Raw genomic sequence first — 14,093 nt, forward strand, 5'->3', positions numbered from 1 at the left:
GAGGGAGAAGGATACGAAGCCTTACCGCGCAGCGGTTAGGCAGAGTGGATGAGGGGGATTGGCGCAAGTTCAGCCGATTTTCGTGAGGTCGCCCCCTCGCCCAGTTGCGACCAGGCAGCAAGCCGCCAAGTCTGCGTAGCCTCGGCCAGAGGCACGCGACCCCGACCGATTCTCAAGGAAGTGGGATATAAGAATGTCCCCTAACCACCAATTTCGGATCAACACCATCGGCGCCGCCGTTGGACATCATGCGTCGCCGTGGCGTGATGCCCCTGTCCGATGATGCTGGTGTTGCGCATAAAAACTGGGCCGACCTGTCCGGTCGGCCCAAGTCGGAGTTTCTCAAAAGAACCTCCGGGTCGCACTTTCAGATTAGACAAATGCCCCGATTCGGATTGTATGGAACGGACATGTAGAAGTATTTTCGCAGTTGTAGCGCTCCCATTTATTAAATGCTTTAATATTTATACTTATCAGTCTGATCTATAGACCTTTTTCTTATTTTCAGCGCCGTTGACGCCTGCACGCGAATCAGGCAGTTTCCGCTACGGCAGCCGAGAAACATCGGCGCCAGGGAGAGGATGCCAATGAACCGAATTCAGATGAATTCCGGAAAGCTTTTCCATGAGCTTTTGATCCGTTGTCTTTCCGAACAACATAGGCCCACCGAAGAAGAACTGGACATGGTCGCCGGCAAGATCTGGCATGACAGCCATGGTTCGGTGACTGGTCAACCATGGCCCGATGTCGTACGCGGCAGCGATGCGCATCGCCAGATGATCGAGGCCGCGATGATGGCACTCGGCGGACCGGCGCGCCATCCTCCGCTCCAGTTCGGGACTGCGGCGACAGCCTGATATCGGGCGCCTGACAGTGACGGCGAAAGTGCAGTGCGCGGCCTTCGCTCCGCACAGGCAGACATTCCGCTTTGACGGTCCGCAATGGCAGGGAGGGCGGCAGAGGCCGCTCCTCCCTTTCGCCGGCTCGACATAGCCCTGCCCATGCTCTTAGAGCGCGCCGCGTAAATCCGACGCGGCGAGAGCGCTCTGAGTTTTTCTTGTCGCATCGTTCGTGTGGAGCCGAAGGCCAGCGTCGCTAAAACCGGTTCCCACTTTTTCGCACGATGCTCTGGAGCAGTTTCCGACCCGATTGCATCGGCTCGGCTGCTCCAGGGTCTTGATTACCGCATTTTCCGAGTCAGCAGGTGATTGGCTGCGCAGAACTGCGTTTCCACCTGCTTCGAAAACGCTCTAAGGCGGCGGCATGTTCGGTATCGTCGCGCCCATCCTCTTCATCCTGATCTGGTCCACCGGCTTCATCGTCGCGCGGGCGATGGTGCCGCATGGCGCGCCGGAGCTGATCCTGGCACTGCGGCTGTCGGCGACGACGCTGCTGCTGAGCGCCGCTGCCCTCTATACACGACAGGCCTGGCCCCATGGGCGGCGGCTGGCGCTGCATCTAACGGCGGGGGCGATGCTGCACGGCTTCTACCTGACGCTGAGCTGGTGGGCGGTGAACAACGGCATGCCGGCCGGGATCATGTCGCTGCTGGGATCGCTCCAGCCGCTGATGGTCGCGGTGGCGAGCGTCGCCTTGCTGGGGGAGCGCCTGCCGGGACGCGCCTGGGGCGGGCTGGCGATCGCGATCCTGGGCGTGGGCTGCGTGCTGATGCCCGCACTCGAACGCAGCGGCGCGGGCGGGATCGGCATTTTGCCGGCGGTCGCAGGCATGATCGCAGTGCTGGGCATGGCGGGCGGCACGCTGATCCAGCGCGGCGCGATCGCGGGCGACGGCATCGCCGTGTCCGGCGCCGTGCAGAATGCGGGCGGCGCGCTGGTGGCGATCGCCGCCACCCTGCTGGTCGGGGATTATCGCTGGGACGGCGCGCCGATCCTGTGGATCGGTCTTGGCTGGTCGGTGCTGGGGCTGTCGGCGGCGGGGCTGTCGCTGCTCGTCTGGCTGGTGCGGCATCAGGGCGCGACACGCATGTCGATGCTGTTGCTGCTGGTGCCGCCGCTCGCCGCGGTCGAGGCCTGGCTGCTGTTCGGCGAGCGGCTGGGGCCGGTACAGCTGACAGGCTTTGCGCTGGCGCTGGGCGGCGTGCTGCTGGGCCGGTCGCAGGGTAAAAAGGCCGGTACAGAGGTTGTCGAGCCGGCCTGAATTGCGCCGCCCGCTTCTCGACACGCTCGAAGCGAACGGAGGTTGGAATCAGCCCTCGCGCAGCCGTTCGTGGTGGCGGATCACTTCGTCGATGATGAAGCGCAGGAATTTCTCGGTGAAGTCCGGGTCCAGATTGGCGTCGAGCGCGAGCTGGCGCAGGCGGGCAATCTGACGCTCTTCACGGCCGGGATCGGCAGGCGGCAGATCGTGAGTCGCCTTATACTCGCCGACGGCCTGCGTGACCTTGAACCGCTCGGCCAGCATGAAGACGAGCGCCGCGTCGATATTGTCGATGCTTTCACGATAGCGCTTCAAAGTCTCATCCACTTGGGGCCTCCGGTTCAAATCGCGCGCTTTTTGCCCTATCCTGCCGCGCACGCAAGCTATTCCCGCTTGCCTTTAGCTTTTTGCGCCGCCAGAGGACGCGTCATGACAGCATCCGCCCCCGGCAACGTCCATCCGATCGGTCGCGCGAAAGCGGAGCCGTCGCTTACTCCCATATTGCATCTGGTCGCCGACGGGATGAATCAGGTCAATGCCGTGATCGTGGACCGGATGCAGTCGCGCATTCCGCTGATCCCCGAACTGGCGGGCCATCTGATCGCCGGCGGCGGCAAGCGGCTGCGGCCGATGCTGACGCTCGCCTGCGCCGATCTGGTCGGCTATGCGGGCAGCCGCCACTACAAGCTGGCCGCCGCGGTCGAGTTCATCCACACCGCCACCCTGCTGCACGACGATGTCGTCGACGGGTCGGGGCTGCGCCGGGGCCGCAAGACCGCCAACATCATCTGGGGCAACAGCGCCAGCGTGCTGGTGGGCGACTTCCTCTTCTCGCGCTCCTTCGAGCTGATGGTCGAGGCCGAGTCGCTCAAGGTACTCAAGATCCTGTCCAACGCGTCGGCCGTGATCGCCGAGGGCGAGGTCAACCAGCTGACCGCCCAGCGCAAGATCGACACCAGCGAAGAACAGTATCTGGACATCATCGGCGCGAAGACCGCCGCCCTGTTCGCCGCCGCCTGCCGCATTTCGGCCGTGGTCGCCGACCGCAGCGAGGGCGAGGAACAGGCGCTGGACGTCTATGGCCGCAACCTTGGCATCGCCTTCCAGCTGATCGATGATGCAATGGACTATGAATCGGACGGCGCGACCATGGGCAAGGATGCGGGCGATGATTTCCGCGACGGCAAGGTGACGCTGCCGGTGATCCTGGCCTATGCGCGCGGGTCGGACGAGGACAAGGCATTCTGGAAAGCCGCGATCGCCGGCCACCGGATCAGCGACGAGGATCTGGCCCATGCCACCGGCCTGCTGCGCAAGACCGGCGCGATCGCCGACACGATGGCCCGCGCGCGCCATTATGGCCAGCGGGCGATCGACGCGCTGGGCATGTTCGATACCGGCAAGGCCAAAGCGGCCCTTACCGAAGCGGTCGAGTTCGCTATAGCGCGGGCTTATTGAGGGAACGGGCGGCCTCGCTCGTTTGCCACACCGAAGACCGTTCGCCCTGAGCGGAGTCGAAGGGCTGGACTGAGCCACAGGCGAAGTCACTTCACTTCGTTCAGTGGGAGGCTTCGACTTCGCTGCGCCTGAACGGAAATAGCTTGATCCTGACCCCCGAAAACATCGCTTTCCTCATGGCCGCCGCGCTTATGGCGGGGTGCATCGACGCGATGGCGGGCGGCGGGGGCCTTATCGCCCTGCCCGCGCTGCTGGCCGCCGGCGTGCCGCCGGTGCAGGCGGTGGCGACCAACAAGTTGCAGAGCAGCCTGGGTACGTTCGGCGCCTGCGTCGCCTATGCCCGGCGGGGGCATATGGACCTTAAAAGCTATAAATGGCCGGTGCTGGCGGCCTTTGCCGGGTCGGTGGCGGGGGCATGGCTGTTGCAGCGGGTCGATCCGTCGATCCTGGCGGGGCTGATGCCCGCGCTGCTGATCGCGCTTGCGGCCTATTTCACCTTCTCGCCCAAGCTGAGCGACGCGGATCGCCATGCTCGGGTCGGCATGGCGGCGCTGTCCGGCCTGATCGGCGTGGTCGGCTTCTATGACGGTTTTTTCGGGCCGGGCGCGGGCGCTTTCTATACCACCATCTTCCTCGCGCTGGGCGGCCTTTCCATCCTGCGGGCGACGGCGCAGACCAAGGCGGCCAATCTGGCGAGCAATGTCGCGGGCCTGCTGACGATGATCGCGGGCGGCCATGTCATCTGGATCGCGGGCCTCGCCATGGCGGTGGGCAGCATCACCGGCGGGCAGATCGGCTCCTATCTGGCGATGCGCTTCGGGTCGCGCCTGATCAAGCCGCTACTGATCGTCATGTCGCTGGCGCTGACCGCCAAGATGCTGCTCGACCCCAAGAACCCGATCCACATCTATCTGTTCGGCTAATCCGAACCTTCGTCACATCATTCCGCCTGTAACAGCGTCGCCACCCTGCGGCGCAGTTCATCCACGGCGAAGGGCTTGGTCAGCACTTCCATGCCATGTGCGATATGGCCGTGGTTCAGCACCGCATTTTCCGCATAGCCGGTCACGAACAGGATTTTGAGGTCCGGGCGCAGCAGGCGCGCGGCATCGGCGACCTGACGGCCGTTGAGGCCGCCGGGCAGGCCCACATCCGTCACCAGCAGGTCGATCCGCGCTTTCGATTCCAGAATGCGCAGGCCAGCCGGGCCGTCGCCTGCATCCAGACAATGATAGCCCAGGTCGCCTAGCGCGTCGCAGACCAGCATCCGGACCGACGGTTCGTCGTCGATCACCAGCACGGTTTCGCCCGCATCCGCCTCCATCGGCATATCGGCGGGCGGCGGCACATCCTCCTTTTCCTCCCCGCGATGGCGGGGCAGGTAGATGCAGACCATCGTCCCTTCCCCGCTTTCGGAATAGATGCGGATATGGCCATTGCTCTGGCGAGCGAAGCCATAGACCATCGAGAGGCCGAGGCCCGTGCCCTGCCCCAGCGGCTTGGTGGTGAAGAAGGGATCGAACACCCGGTCGATGATCCCCTTGTCGATGCCGGTGCCGGTATCGCTGGTGCAGACCGTGACATATTGCCCCGCCGTCAGCCCATGGTCGCGCGCGGTGCGATCGTCCAGCCAGCGATTGGCCGTCTCGATCGTGATCTTGCCGCCGTCGGGCATGGCGTCGCGCGCGTTGATGCAGAGGTTGAGCAGCGCATTTTCAAGCTGGTTGGCGTCGACCAGCGCCGGCCACAGGCCGCTGGCCGCGATCGTCTGCACCTCTATCCCAGGCCCTACGGTGCGGCGCACCAACTCGGAAAAATCGCCGAGCAGCCGGTTGATCACGGTCGGCCTGGGCGAAAGCGTCTGGCGGCGCGAGAAGGCGAGCAGCCGGTGCGTCAGGGCGGAGGCGCGGCGCGCGGCGCCCTGCCCGGCCGCCAGATATTTTTCCACATCCGCCGTGCGCCCCTGCGCCAGCCGCACGCCGATCATCTCGAACGCGCCCGAAATGCCCGCGAGCAGATTGTTGAAATCATGGGCAAGGCCGCCGGTCAGTTGGCCTACCGCCTCCATCTTCTGCGCCTGCCGCAGCGCGCCTTCGGCCTCCTCGCGTTCGGCCAGCGCCTGCTGGATGCGCGCTTCAAGCGTCTCATGCAGCGCGCGCTGCGCCTTTTCCGCTCCGATCCGGGCGGTGATGTCGTTGAAGAGGACGGCAACCTGCCGGTTTTCGAACGGGCCGATGCGAAAGGAGGAGACTTCGAGAAAATGGCCTGTCGCCTCCAGTTCGCGCTGGAAGCGGATCGGCTGGCCGCTGTGGAGGACGCTGCCATAGAGTTCGACCCAGCCGTCCGCCTCGTCCGGCACCATTTCGCGCAGCTTCTGTCCCACGACATTGGGGATGCCGGCATGGCGCTCATAGGCGGCGTTCGCTTCGACATGGATATAGTCGCTCAATGGACCGTGCGGCCCATCGAAGAACTCGATGATGCAAAAGCCTTCGTCCATCGTCTCGAACAGGGTGCGGTATCGATCCGCATTCCCCGACACGCTCGCCATCATCTTCCCCTTCGTCGCGCCCCGCAGCGCGAAAACCCAACATGGATCAAGTTGTTCTGTAGGCGAAACGTGCAGGCCGGCAACTATTTCCCTGCAAAGCCGAATTTTCACGCGCCTTGCGGTTTGTCGCGATTGGCGCGAGAGGGACGGCAATGAGCGACCTGCCGATCCCCCTACCGATCAGGGCCGTCCTGCCCGACCTGCTCGCCGCGTTGCGAGCCCGGAGCAATGCCGTGCTGGTGGCGCCGCCGGGCGCGGGCAAGACCACGGCCGTGGCGCCGGCCCTGCTCGACGAGCCATGGTGCGACGGCCAGATACTGCTGCTGTCACCCCGCCGTCTGGCGGCGCGCGCGGCAGCCGAGCGGATCGCCGAGATGATGGGCGAGCAGCCGGGCGGCACGGTCGGTTATGCGACGCGAATGGACAGCAAGGTTTCAGCCAAGACACGACTGCTGGTGCTGACCGAGGGCATTTTCGTACGGCGGATTCAGGATGACCCGGAACTGGCGGGCGTGTCGGCCGTGCTGTTCGACGAAGTGCATGAGCGCAGCCTGGACAGCGATTTCGGGCTGGCATTGGCCCTCGACGCACAAGGTGCGCTACGGCCCGACCTGCGGATCGTGCCGATGTCGGCGACACTGGACGGCGCGCGGTTCGCGTCGCTTCTCGACGGCGCGCCCGTGATCGAAAGCGAGGGGCGCATTCAGCCGCTGGAGCTGCGCCATGTCGGCCGCGCGGCGGAAAAGCGGATCGAGGATGAGATGGCCGCGGCGATCCGCCGGGCGCTGACCGAGGAGGCGGAAGGCGACCTGCTCGCCTTCCTGCCCGGCGTGCGAGAGATCGAACGGACGGCGGAGCGGATCGAAGGGGGCGGGATCGAAGTGCATATGCTGCACGGCTCGCTCGATCCGGGTGCGCAGCGGGCGGCGATCCGGCCATCGCGCGAGGGGCGGCGCAAGGTGATCCTCGCCACCTCGATCGCGGAAACCAGCCTGACCATCGACGGGGTGCGGATCGTGGTCGACAGCGGCCTGGCGCGGCGGCCGCGCTACGACCGGGCGGCGGGGGTGACGCGGCTGGTGACGGAACGCGCCAGTCAGGCGTCGGCGACCCAGCGCGCGGGCCGCGCCGCACGGCAGCGGCCGGGCGTCGCCTATCGGCTGTGGGAAGCGGCGGCGACGGCGGGAATGCCGCCCTTCGACCCGCCGGAAATATTGGAGAGCGACCTGTCAAGCCTGCTGCTCGATTGCGCGCTGTGGGGCGTAAGCGATCCGGGCGCACTGCGCTGGCTGGACGCGCCGCCCGCCGCAGCGGTGGAGGAAGCGCGCCGGCGGCTGACGGTGCTGGAGGCTCTGGACGCGGACGGCCGGATCACCCCGCATGGCAAGGCGCTGGCGAAGCTGCCGCTATCTCCCCGAATCGCGCATATGCTGGTGCGTGCTGGAGAGATAGGACTGGCGGAGGTGGCGGCCGATGTCGCCGTGCTGCTGGGCGAGCGCGGCATTGGCGGGCAGGATACCGACCTTACCCTGCGGCGGCAGCGCTGGCGGCGCGAAAGCGGCAAGCGTGCGGATGCCGCGCGGGGGCTGGCGAGAAGGTGGGCGAAGCTGGTGCCGGGCGCACAGAGCGTGGCTTTTGGCGAGCATCAGGTCGGCCTCTGCCTCGCCCTTGCCTTCCCCGATCGCGTGGCGAAGCGCCGATCCGCCGATGGTTCGGACTGGGCAAGCGTGGGCGGACGCGGGTTCCGGCTCGACCCCCTGTCGCCGCTGGCGCGCGAGTTATGGCTGGCGGTGGGCGAGGTGCAGGGGAGCGCGGCAGGCGCGCGCATCGTGTCCGCCGCGCCGATCGATGAGGCCGATGTGATCGCCCTGTTCGGTGCGCGGATCGCGGAGCATCGCACGGTCAGGTTCCGCCCCGCCAATGGCGGGGTCGAAGCCCTGCGCGAACGGCGGCTGGGCGCAGTGCGGCTCTCCTCGGGGTCGGACGACAGACCCGATCCTGATGCCGTGGTTGCGGCGCTGGTCGACGGCGTGCGGCAGGGCGGCCTTCCCCTCCTCCCCTGGTCGGAGGCGGCGCAGTCGTTGCGGATGCGTGCCGAATTTGCCGGTATCGACGCCCTGTCCGACGCCGCGCTGATCGATACGCTGGACGAATGGCTGCCCTCGCTGCTGACGGGCAAGCGGCGGCTGTCGGACATCGACCGATCGCAACTGTCGGGCGTGCTGGAAGGGCTGATCGGCTGGGACGGCAAGCAGCAACTCGACCGGCTCGCGCCGCCCGATCTCCGCTCGCCCGCCGGCAGCACCCATGCGATCGACTATGCGGCCGAGGGCGGGCCGCGCGTGGAACTGCGCGTGCAGGCGCTGTTCGGCCTGTCGGAGCATCCGACGGTGGGGAGCCAGCGCATCCCGCTGGTCCTGTCGCTGACATCGCCTGCCGGACGACCGATCCAGACGACGCGCGACCTGCCGGGCTTCTGGGCCGGCAACTGGCGCGACGTGGCCAAGGAAATGCGCGGTCGTTATCCGCGCCACCCCTGGCCCGACGATCCCGCCGCCGCCAGCGCCACATTGCGCACCAAAAATGCAGATGCCCGGCGCCGATAGGGACCAGCCCTTGACTTGGGCGCGCGCGTTGGTGCAACGCAAAATGACGAATTTACGGAGTCCTATCGCGATGAACGCGCGCATCTATCAGATCCAGAAGAACGCCCTCCAGTCCGGCAAGGCGCTGACCCACAAATGGGTGCTGGAATATGCGCCCGCCGAAGCGAAGCAGGCCGATCCCCTGACCGGCTGGGCCGGTTCGGGCGATACGCAGCAGCAGCTCAAGCTCACCTTCCCGTCGCAGGAGGCCGCCGTCGCCTATGCGGAAAAGAAGGGTGTCGCCTATACCGTCATCGCGACGCCGCCCAAGACACTGAAATTACAGGCATACGCCGACAATTTCCGTTAACGTACCGCTTTTGTGTTGCACATTCGGGCGCGATGCTGCCCGATTGACGCCTTATTCACTTGCCAAAGGGCGGGTTGAGGCGGCAATGGCCGCGCTTTGACGGAAAGATTTTCACGATAATGACCGATCGCACCGAGATTTTCGACAGCGTTGCGGCGCAGATCGCCCCCTTCAACAAGAAGGACGTCGCGCTGACCGAAGCCACCACCTTCGCCGGCGACCTGGAATGGGACAGCCTGACGGTCATGGATTTCGTCGCGGCCATCGAGGACGAGTTCGACATCATCATCACCATGAACATGCAGGCCGAGATCGAAACCATCGGCCAGCTGGTCGATGCGGTCGCCAAGCTGAAGGCCGCCTGATTTAGATTTGCCGTTCGCCCTGAGCGAAGTCGAAGGGTGTTGCTGAGCGAAGGCGAAGCGAGGAGCCTCGGCTCCGCTCGGCAGAAGGCTTCGACTTCGCTCAGCCCGAACGGTTTAGGGATTGCTGATATTATGACCGACGCCACCCCGCAGACCCGCGACCTCTTCTCCAAGTTCGATCCGCTGATCGCCGAGCGCGAGGCGCTGCTGGCGACGGGCGTGCGCGATCCCTATGCGATCGTGATGGATCAGGTGCTGTCGCCCACGCGCGCGATCATCAAGGGCAAGGAAACCATCCTGCTCGGCACCTATAATTATATGGGCATGACGTTCGACCCCGACGTGGTCGAGGCAGGCAAGAAGGCGCTGGACGAGTTTGGCGCGGGCACGACGGGCAGCCGTGTCCTCAACGGCACCTATCAGGGCCATAAGGAAGTCGAGGACGCGCTCAAGGAGTTCTACGGCACGTCGGGCGCCATGGTCTTTTCGACCGGTTATCAGGCGAACCTCGGCATCATCTCCACCCTCGCGGGCAAGGGCGACTATGTCGTTCTCGACGCCGACAGCCATGCGTCCATCTATGACGGCTGTGGCCTCGGCAATGCGGAGATCGTCCGCTTCCGCCACAACAGTGTCGAGGATCTGGACAAGCGCCTCGGCCGCCTGCCCGCCGACGCGCTGAAACTGGTGGTGCTGGAAGGCGTCTATTCGATGCTGGGCGACGTTGCCCCGCTGCCCGAAATGGTCGCCGCGATCCGCAAACATCCCAACTGCATGATCCTGTGCGACGAAGCCCATGGCATGGGCTTTTTCGGCCCCAACGGCCGCGGCGCCTATGAGGAACAGGGCGTCGAGGGCGAGATCGACTTCGTGGTCGGCACCTTTTCCAAGTCGGTGGGCACGGTCGGCGGCTTCTGCGTTTCCAACCATCCGAAGTTCGAAATCCTGCGCCTCGTCTGCCGTCCCTATGTCTTCACCGCGTCGCTGCCGCCCAGCGTCGTCGCCACCGCCGCGACCAGCATCCGCAAGCTGATGCACGCCGGTGAGAAACGCGCGCACCTTTGGAAAAACAGCCAGCGGCTGCACAAGGGGCTGTCGGACCTCGGCTTCAAGCTGGGTAGCGAAACGCCGCAGTCGGCGATCATCGCGGTCATCCTGACCGACCAGATGCAGGCCGTCGCCATGTGGCAGACGCTGCTGGAGCTGGGCCTCTACGTCAACATGGCGCGCCCGCCGGCGACCCCGGCCGGCACCTTCCTGCTGCGCTGCTCGCTGTGCGCGGAGCATAGCGACGATCAGGTGACGCAGATTATCGCCATGTTCGAAGCGGCTGGCAGGGCCACCGGCGCGATCGGTTGACATCGCGCCGCAACGCGCAGATTACGGTCAATCGAGCCTTAACCAGGACGGAATGTTGCCAGCCGATGGAACCTTTGATCTATCATATTCCGTCGTTAATCTTGTTCGTCTAGTGTAACGGTCGATGGCCGAGGGCGAATTTCAGGATGTCAGGACCAGCGGTTGGCGCGCTTTGGCGCGGCGTGTCCTGCCGCTCCTGTTGGTCGCGCTGCTGATCGGTTCGCTCGGCGCGCTGCTCTATACCGCCAGCAATGCCTCGCGCGACCACCAGCGCGCGCTCGCCGAACAGCAGCGCAGCTTCGAGATCATCGCCCTCGCCCGCGGGTTCGAGGCACGCACCGCCCGCGCGGAGGTGACGCTGGCCCGCTATGTCATCAGCCTGGACCCCAATACCGGCCGCCTGTTCCAGGACCAGTGGCGCGGCGCCGCAAGCCAGCTCAAGGCGCTCTATTACGCCACCCGCAAGTCGGGCTGGCAGCGCGGCAATGTCGAGGCGCTGCAATATGCCTTCGCCCAGCGCGGCAAGACGCTGAACGAGATCGGCCTGCGCACCACCTACGACCAGAAGATGTCGGCGCTCGGCCGCTTCCACCAGGCCGGCAAGAGCCAGGATCTGCGGCGGATCACCGCCCTGCTCGACCTTGTCATCAATGCGGAAAATGCGCGGCTGCGCGAACGCAGCCTGGCGGTGACGATCGCGGGCGACCGGACCGAATGGATCGGCAAGACGTCGCGCCTGCTGGGCCTCGCCATGCTGGTCTGCATCCTCTTCGGCGCCTGGTTCGCCAATGTCGCCTATGCCGAGCGGCGCAAGGCGCGGCGGCAGGCGGAAATCGAAACCGAACGCGCTGACCGGCTGGAAGCGGCCGTGCGCGCCCGTACCGCCGAACTGTCCGACGCCTATGACCAGCTGAAGCGCGAATCCGCCGAGCGTGCGGCGGCCGAGGACAATCTGCGCCAGATGCAGAAGATGGACGCCGTCGGCCAGCTGACCGGCGGCATCGCGCACGACTTCAACAATATGCTGGCGGTCGTCGTCGGCGGGCTGGAACTGGCCAAGCGCAAGCTGCGGCTGAAGCCCGAAGAGGCCGGACGGCATCTCGACAATGCGATGGAGGGCGCCAATCGCGCCGCCGCGCTGACCCGTCGCCTGCTGGCCTTCGCCCGATCGGAACCGCTGCTGCCCAGCGCGGTCGATCCCGACAGCCTGTTGCGCGGCATGGCCGACCTGATCGACCGCACGATCGGCGACCAGGTAATCGTCAGCCTGGCCCATCAGGCGCAGGGCTGGCGCATCTTCGTCGACCAGCACCAGATGGAAAATGCGATCCTGAACCTGTGCGTCAATGCGCGCGACGCGATGGAGGGGCGCGGCAAGCTGACCCTGTCGACCGCCCGCACGACGATGAAGGCTGGCGAGATCGGCGAATGCGCGGCGGGCGACTATGTCGTGCTGACCGTGACCGACGATGGCTGCGGCATGACGCCCGAAGTGCTGGCGCGGGTGTTCGAGCCTTTTTTCACGACCAAGCCGGTGGGCAAGGGCACGGGCCTTGGCCTCAGCCAGATTTTCGGCTTCGTGCGCCAGAGCGAGGGCGAGGTCCGCATCGAGTCCGAGCCGGGCAAAGGCAGCAGCGTGCATATCTACCTGCCGCGATCGACGAAGGAGATCGAGGGCGCCGACACCGATGCGGACGGCTTTGCCCGCACGCCGGTGCTGCATCCGCCGACCCGCATCCTGGTGGTGGAAGATGATCCCCGCGTGCTCAACCAGACGATGGCGGCGCTCAGCGAACTGGGCCATCTGCCGATCGCCTGCGATCATCCGTCGAAGGCGGCCAAGCTGCTGGCGAACAATGTCGATATCGGCCTGATCATGAGCGACGTGCTGATGCCCGACATGACCGGGCCGGAAATGATCAAGAGCCTGCCGCCGATCTTCCGCCACCTGCCGGTATTGTTCGTGACCGGCTATGCCGGCGACACCAATGACAGCGCCGATTTCGAAGGACATGCGGTGCTGCGCAAACCCTATACGCTGATGGCGCTGGGTCAGTCGCTGGCGCAAGCGCTCAACGGATCGCACCACCCCGGAACAGCCGCGGCAGCAGAGTAACCGCGCCGAGCAGCGGCCAGCGCCGCTGCCAGGGCCTGATCTCGATCTTCGTGCCGGCGTGGCGGTTGATCTTCCACGCCAGATAATCGATCCCGCCGGCATAGGTGAAACTGGCCTTGGCCAGGCGGATCACCGACAGCCGCTTGCCGCGCTGCTGGAGCCGGCGCCAGAACGCGGGTGCATCCTGCGGCGGGGGCGACAGGCCGGCGGCGAGCGCGGCCTCCCCGAAGCGGCGATAGCGATCGGGATCGGCATCGACGATCGAGAGCGAGCGCCCCTTCTTCTCCGCGCGCAGCTCCGCATTATAGGTCAGGGTGAAGCCGGTCTTCCACAGCGCGAGCGCATCTTCCGGGCCCTCCGCCATCGGCCGGGCGAGCGACAACAAGGTCGGCGCGGCCTGCGCGACGGCGGCGATGGCGCGCTGGCGGGCGAGATCGTCCGACGCCCAGAGCAGCCGCGACGGCTGGGCAAAGCGCGCCCAGACCGACACATTGTCGGCGGCGATGCTGTTCAGCCGGGCGAAGTCGGCTTCGGACAGGACCGCATATTTGGCGATCAGCCCATTATGTTCGAACGGGAAGACATTGGGCGGGATCATCCGGTTCGCGCGGGCCAGCCAGCTCCTGCCATAGGCAGCGGCATAGTCGGAGACTATCAGGTAGAAATCCAGCATCAGCCCGTCGAGATTCTTCTCCCGCAGGCACGAGCCGTAGAACAGCACGGCGCGGGCGGCGTCGGGGTATTTCGCCGCGAGCGCCCCCGCCATGGCGGCGGCGCGCGGATCGGCCGGCGCGGAGAGTTCGGCGGTGACGAGGGAGAGGAGACTATCAGGCATTTGCGCTCCCCATATCCGTTCGGTCCGGGCCTGTCGAACCGAAGCTGGGCAGAGCTGACGGCCGCGCCTTACATAAGCATTCCATCTATCCGTTCGCTTCGAGCGCAGTCGAGAAGCGGCCAGCGCGATATGCGCGTTTCTCGACTGCGCTCGAAACGAACGGAGATAGGATTCAACCCGTCCCTTTCCGAAAAAGCAGCGACAGATTGTTCGCCGGCATCTCCACCAGCAGGTCGAACGCCAGCCCCTGCGCCTGCGCCGCAGCGATCACATCCTCCATTGCGCGCAAACCCC

General features: G+C 65.7%; 13 protein-coding genes. 9 read left to right on the forward strand and 4 right to left on the reverse strand.

Translation table 11 applies throughout. The annotated features are described in order from the left end of the window. Positions 1 to 683: 683 nt before the first annotated feature. Complete coding sequence (locus VMR39_RS12690) at positions 684 to 857, forward strand: hypothetical protein (protein ID WP_325416352.1); 174 nt, start codon at positions 684 to 686, stop codon at positions 855 to 857. Positions 858 to 1,263: 406 nt separating this feature from the next. Continuing rightward, positions 1,264 to 2,160 (forward strand): DMT family transporter, encoded by an 897-nt coding sequence (locus tag VMR39_RS12695; protein ID WP_325416353.1) that lies wholly within the window; start codon positions 1,264 to 1,266, stop codon positions 2,158 to 2,160. Positions 2,161 to 2,208: 48 nt separating this feature from the next. Here the strand turns inward: VMR39_RS12695 and VMR39_RS12700 are convergent, their stop codons facing one another. Further along, a complete protein-coding gene (locus tag VMR39_RS12700) occupies positions 2,209 to 2,487 on the reverse strand; it encodes a chorismate mutase (protein WP_325416354.1) in 279 nt (92 codons plus the stop codon). A 102-nt stretch (positions 2,488 to 2,589) separates the two neighbouring features. On the opposite strand from VMR39_RS12700, the gene VMR39_RS12705 reads away from it, so the two are divergent. Together VMR39_RS12705 and VMR39_RS12710 are read left to right on the forward strand one after the other, a co-directional pair. Then, the gene (locus VMR39_RS12705) at positions 2,590 to 3,618 is read left to right on the forward strand and encodes a polyprenyl synthetase family protein (protein WP_325416355.1); all 1,029 of its coding nucleotides are present in this window, start codon (positions 2,590 to 2,592) and stop codon (positions 3,616 to 3,618) included. Between the two features lie 143 nt (positions 3,619 to 3,761). Further along, positions 3,762 to 4,541, forward strand: a complete 780-nt coding sequence (locus VMR39_RS12710) for a TSUP family transporter (protein ID WP_325416356.1) — start codon at positions 3,762 to 3,764, stop codon at positions 4,539 to 4,541. 17 nt (positions 4,542 to 4,558) lie between these two features. Here the strand turns inward: VMR39_RS12710 and VMR39_RS12715 are convergent, their stop codons facing one another. Further along, a complete protein-coding gene (locus VMR39_RS12715; RefSeq protein WP_325416357.1) occupies positions 4,559 to 6,169 on the reverse strand; it encodes an ATP-binding protein in 1,611 nt (536 codons plus the stop codon). Between the two features lie 152 nt (positions 6,170 to 6,321). Between VMR39_RS12715 and hrpB the strand changes: the two genes are divergently transcribed. The 5 genes from hrpB (at position 6,322) to VMR39_RS12740 (ending at position 12,964) form a co-directional block, all read left to right on the forward strand. Next, positions 6,322 to 8,775, forward strand: a complete 2,454-nt coding sequence (gene hrpB, locus VMR39_RS12720) for an ATP-dependent helicase HrpB (RefSeq protein ID WP_325416358.1) — start codon at positions 6,322 to 6,324, stop codon at positions 8,773 to 8,775. Positions 8,776 to 8,845: 70 nt separating this feature from the next. Further along, positions 8,846 to 9,124 carry an ETC complex I subunit gene (locus VMR39_RS12725; RefSeq protein WP_179041324.1) on the forward strand — a complete coding sequence of 93 codons (279 nt, stop codon included), beginning with the start codon at positions 8,846 to 8,848 and terminating at the stop codon, positions 9,122 to 9,124. A 119-nt stretch (positions 9,125 to 9,243) separates the two neighbouring features. Continuing rightward, a complete protein-coding gene (locus tag VMR39_RS12730) occupies positions 9,244 to 9,489 on the forward strand; it encodes an acyl carrier protein (protein WP_325416360.1) in 246 nt (81 codons plus the stop codon). Between the two features lie 132 nt (positions 9,490 to 9,621). After that, positions 9,622 to 10,848 (forward strand): serine palmitoyltransferase, encoded by a 1,227-nt coding sequence (gene spt / locus VMR39_RS12735; RefSeq protein ID WP_325416361.1) that lies wholly within the window; start codon positions 9,622 to 9,624, stop codon positions 10,846 to 10,848. A gap of 124 nt (positions 10,849 to 10,972) precedes the next feature. After that, positions 10,973 to 12,964, forward strand: coding sequence for an ATP-binding protein (locus VMR39_RS12740; RefSeq protein ID WP_325416363.1), 1,992 nt, complete (start codon positions 10,973 to 10,975; stop codon positions 12,962 to 12,964). On the opposite strand, the gene VMR39_RS12745 is transcribed toward VMR39_RS12740, so the two are convergent. Both VMR39_RS12745 and VMR39_RS12750 read right to left on the reverse strand, forming a co-directional pair. Then, positions 12,921 to 13,799 carry a hypothetical protein gene (locus VMR39_RS12745; RefSeq protein WP_325416364.1) on the reverse strand — a complete coding sequence of 293 codons (879 nt, stop codon included), beginning with the start codon at positions 13,797 to 13,799 and terminating at the stop codon, positions 12,921 to 12,923. The genes VMR39_RS12740 and VMR39_RS12745 overlap by 44 nt on opposite strands. A 172-nt stretch (positions 13,800 to 13,971) precedes the next feature. Beyond that, on the reverse strand, positions 13,972 to 14,079 hold the full coding sequence (locus tag VMR39_RS12750) for a DUF938 domain-containing protein (protein ID WP_414712508.1): 108 nt from the start codon (positions 14,077 to 14,079) through the stop codon (positions 13,972 to 13,974). Between the last annotated feature and the right edge of the window lie 14 nt (positions 14,080 to 14,093).

The organism is Sphingobium sp. (assembly GCF_035511395.1).
Classification (GTDB): Bacteria; Pseudomonadota; Alphaproteobacteria; order Sphingomonadales; family Sphingomonadaceae; genus Sphingobium.

What these genes read in the sequence shown, in the direction of transcription:
- VMR39_RS12690 (WP_325416352.1), top strand. Translation starts at nt 684, where the DNA reads ATGGTCGCCGGCAAGATCTGGCATGACAGCCATGGTTCGGTGACTGGT.
- VMR39_RS12695 (WP_325416353.1), top strand. Translation starts at nt 1,264, where the DNA reads ATGTTCGGTATCGTCGCGCCCATCCTCTTCATCCTGATCTGGTCCACC.
- VMR39_RS12705 (WP_325416355.1), top strand. Translation starts at nt 2,590, where the DNA reads ATGACAGCATCCGCCCCCGGCAACGTCCATCCGATCGGTCGCGCGAAA.
- VMR39_RS12715 (WP_325416357.1), bottom strand. Translation starts at nt 6,169, where the DNA reads ATGGCGAGCGTGTCGGGGAATGCGGATCGATACCGCACCCTGTTCGAG.
- hrpB (WP_325416358.1), top strand. Translation starts at nt 6,322, where the DNA reads ATGAGCGACCTGCCGATCCCCCTACCGATCAGGGCCGTCCTGCCCGAC.
- VMR39_RS12725 (WP_179041324.1), top strand. Translation starts at nt 8,846, where the DNA reads ATGAACGCGCGCATCTATCAGATCCAGAAGAACGCCCTCCAGTCCGGC.
- VMR39_RS12730 (WP_325416360.1), top strand. Translation starts at nt 9,244, where the DNA reads ATGACCGATCGCACCGAGATTTTCGACAGCGTTGCGGCGCAGATCGCC.
- spt (WP_325416361.1), top strand. Translation starts at nt 9,622, where the DNA reads ATGACCGACGCCACCCCGCAGACCCGCGACCTCTTCTCCAAGTTCGAT.
- VMR39_RS12740 (WP_325416363.1), top strand. Translation starts at nt 10,973, where the DNA reads ATGGCCGAGGGCGAATTTCAGGATGTCAGGACCAGCGGTTGGCGCGCT.
- VMR39_RS12745 (WP_325416364.1), bottom strand. Translation starts at nt 13,799, where the DNA reads ATGCCTGATAGTCTCCTCTCCCTCGTCACCGCCGAACTCTCCGCGCCG.
- VMR39_RS12750 (WP_414712508.1), bottom strand. Translation starts at nt 14,079, where the DNA reads ATGGAGGATGTGATCGCTGCGGCGCAGGCGCAGGGGCTGGCGTTCGAC.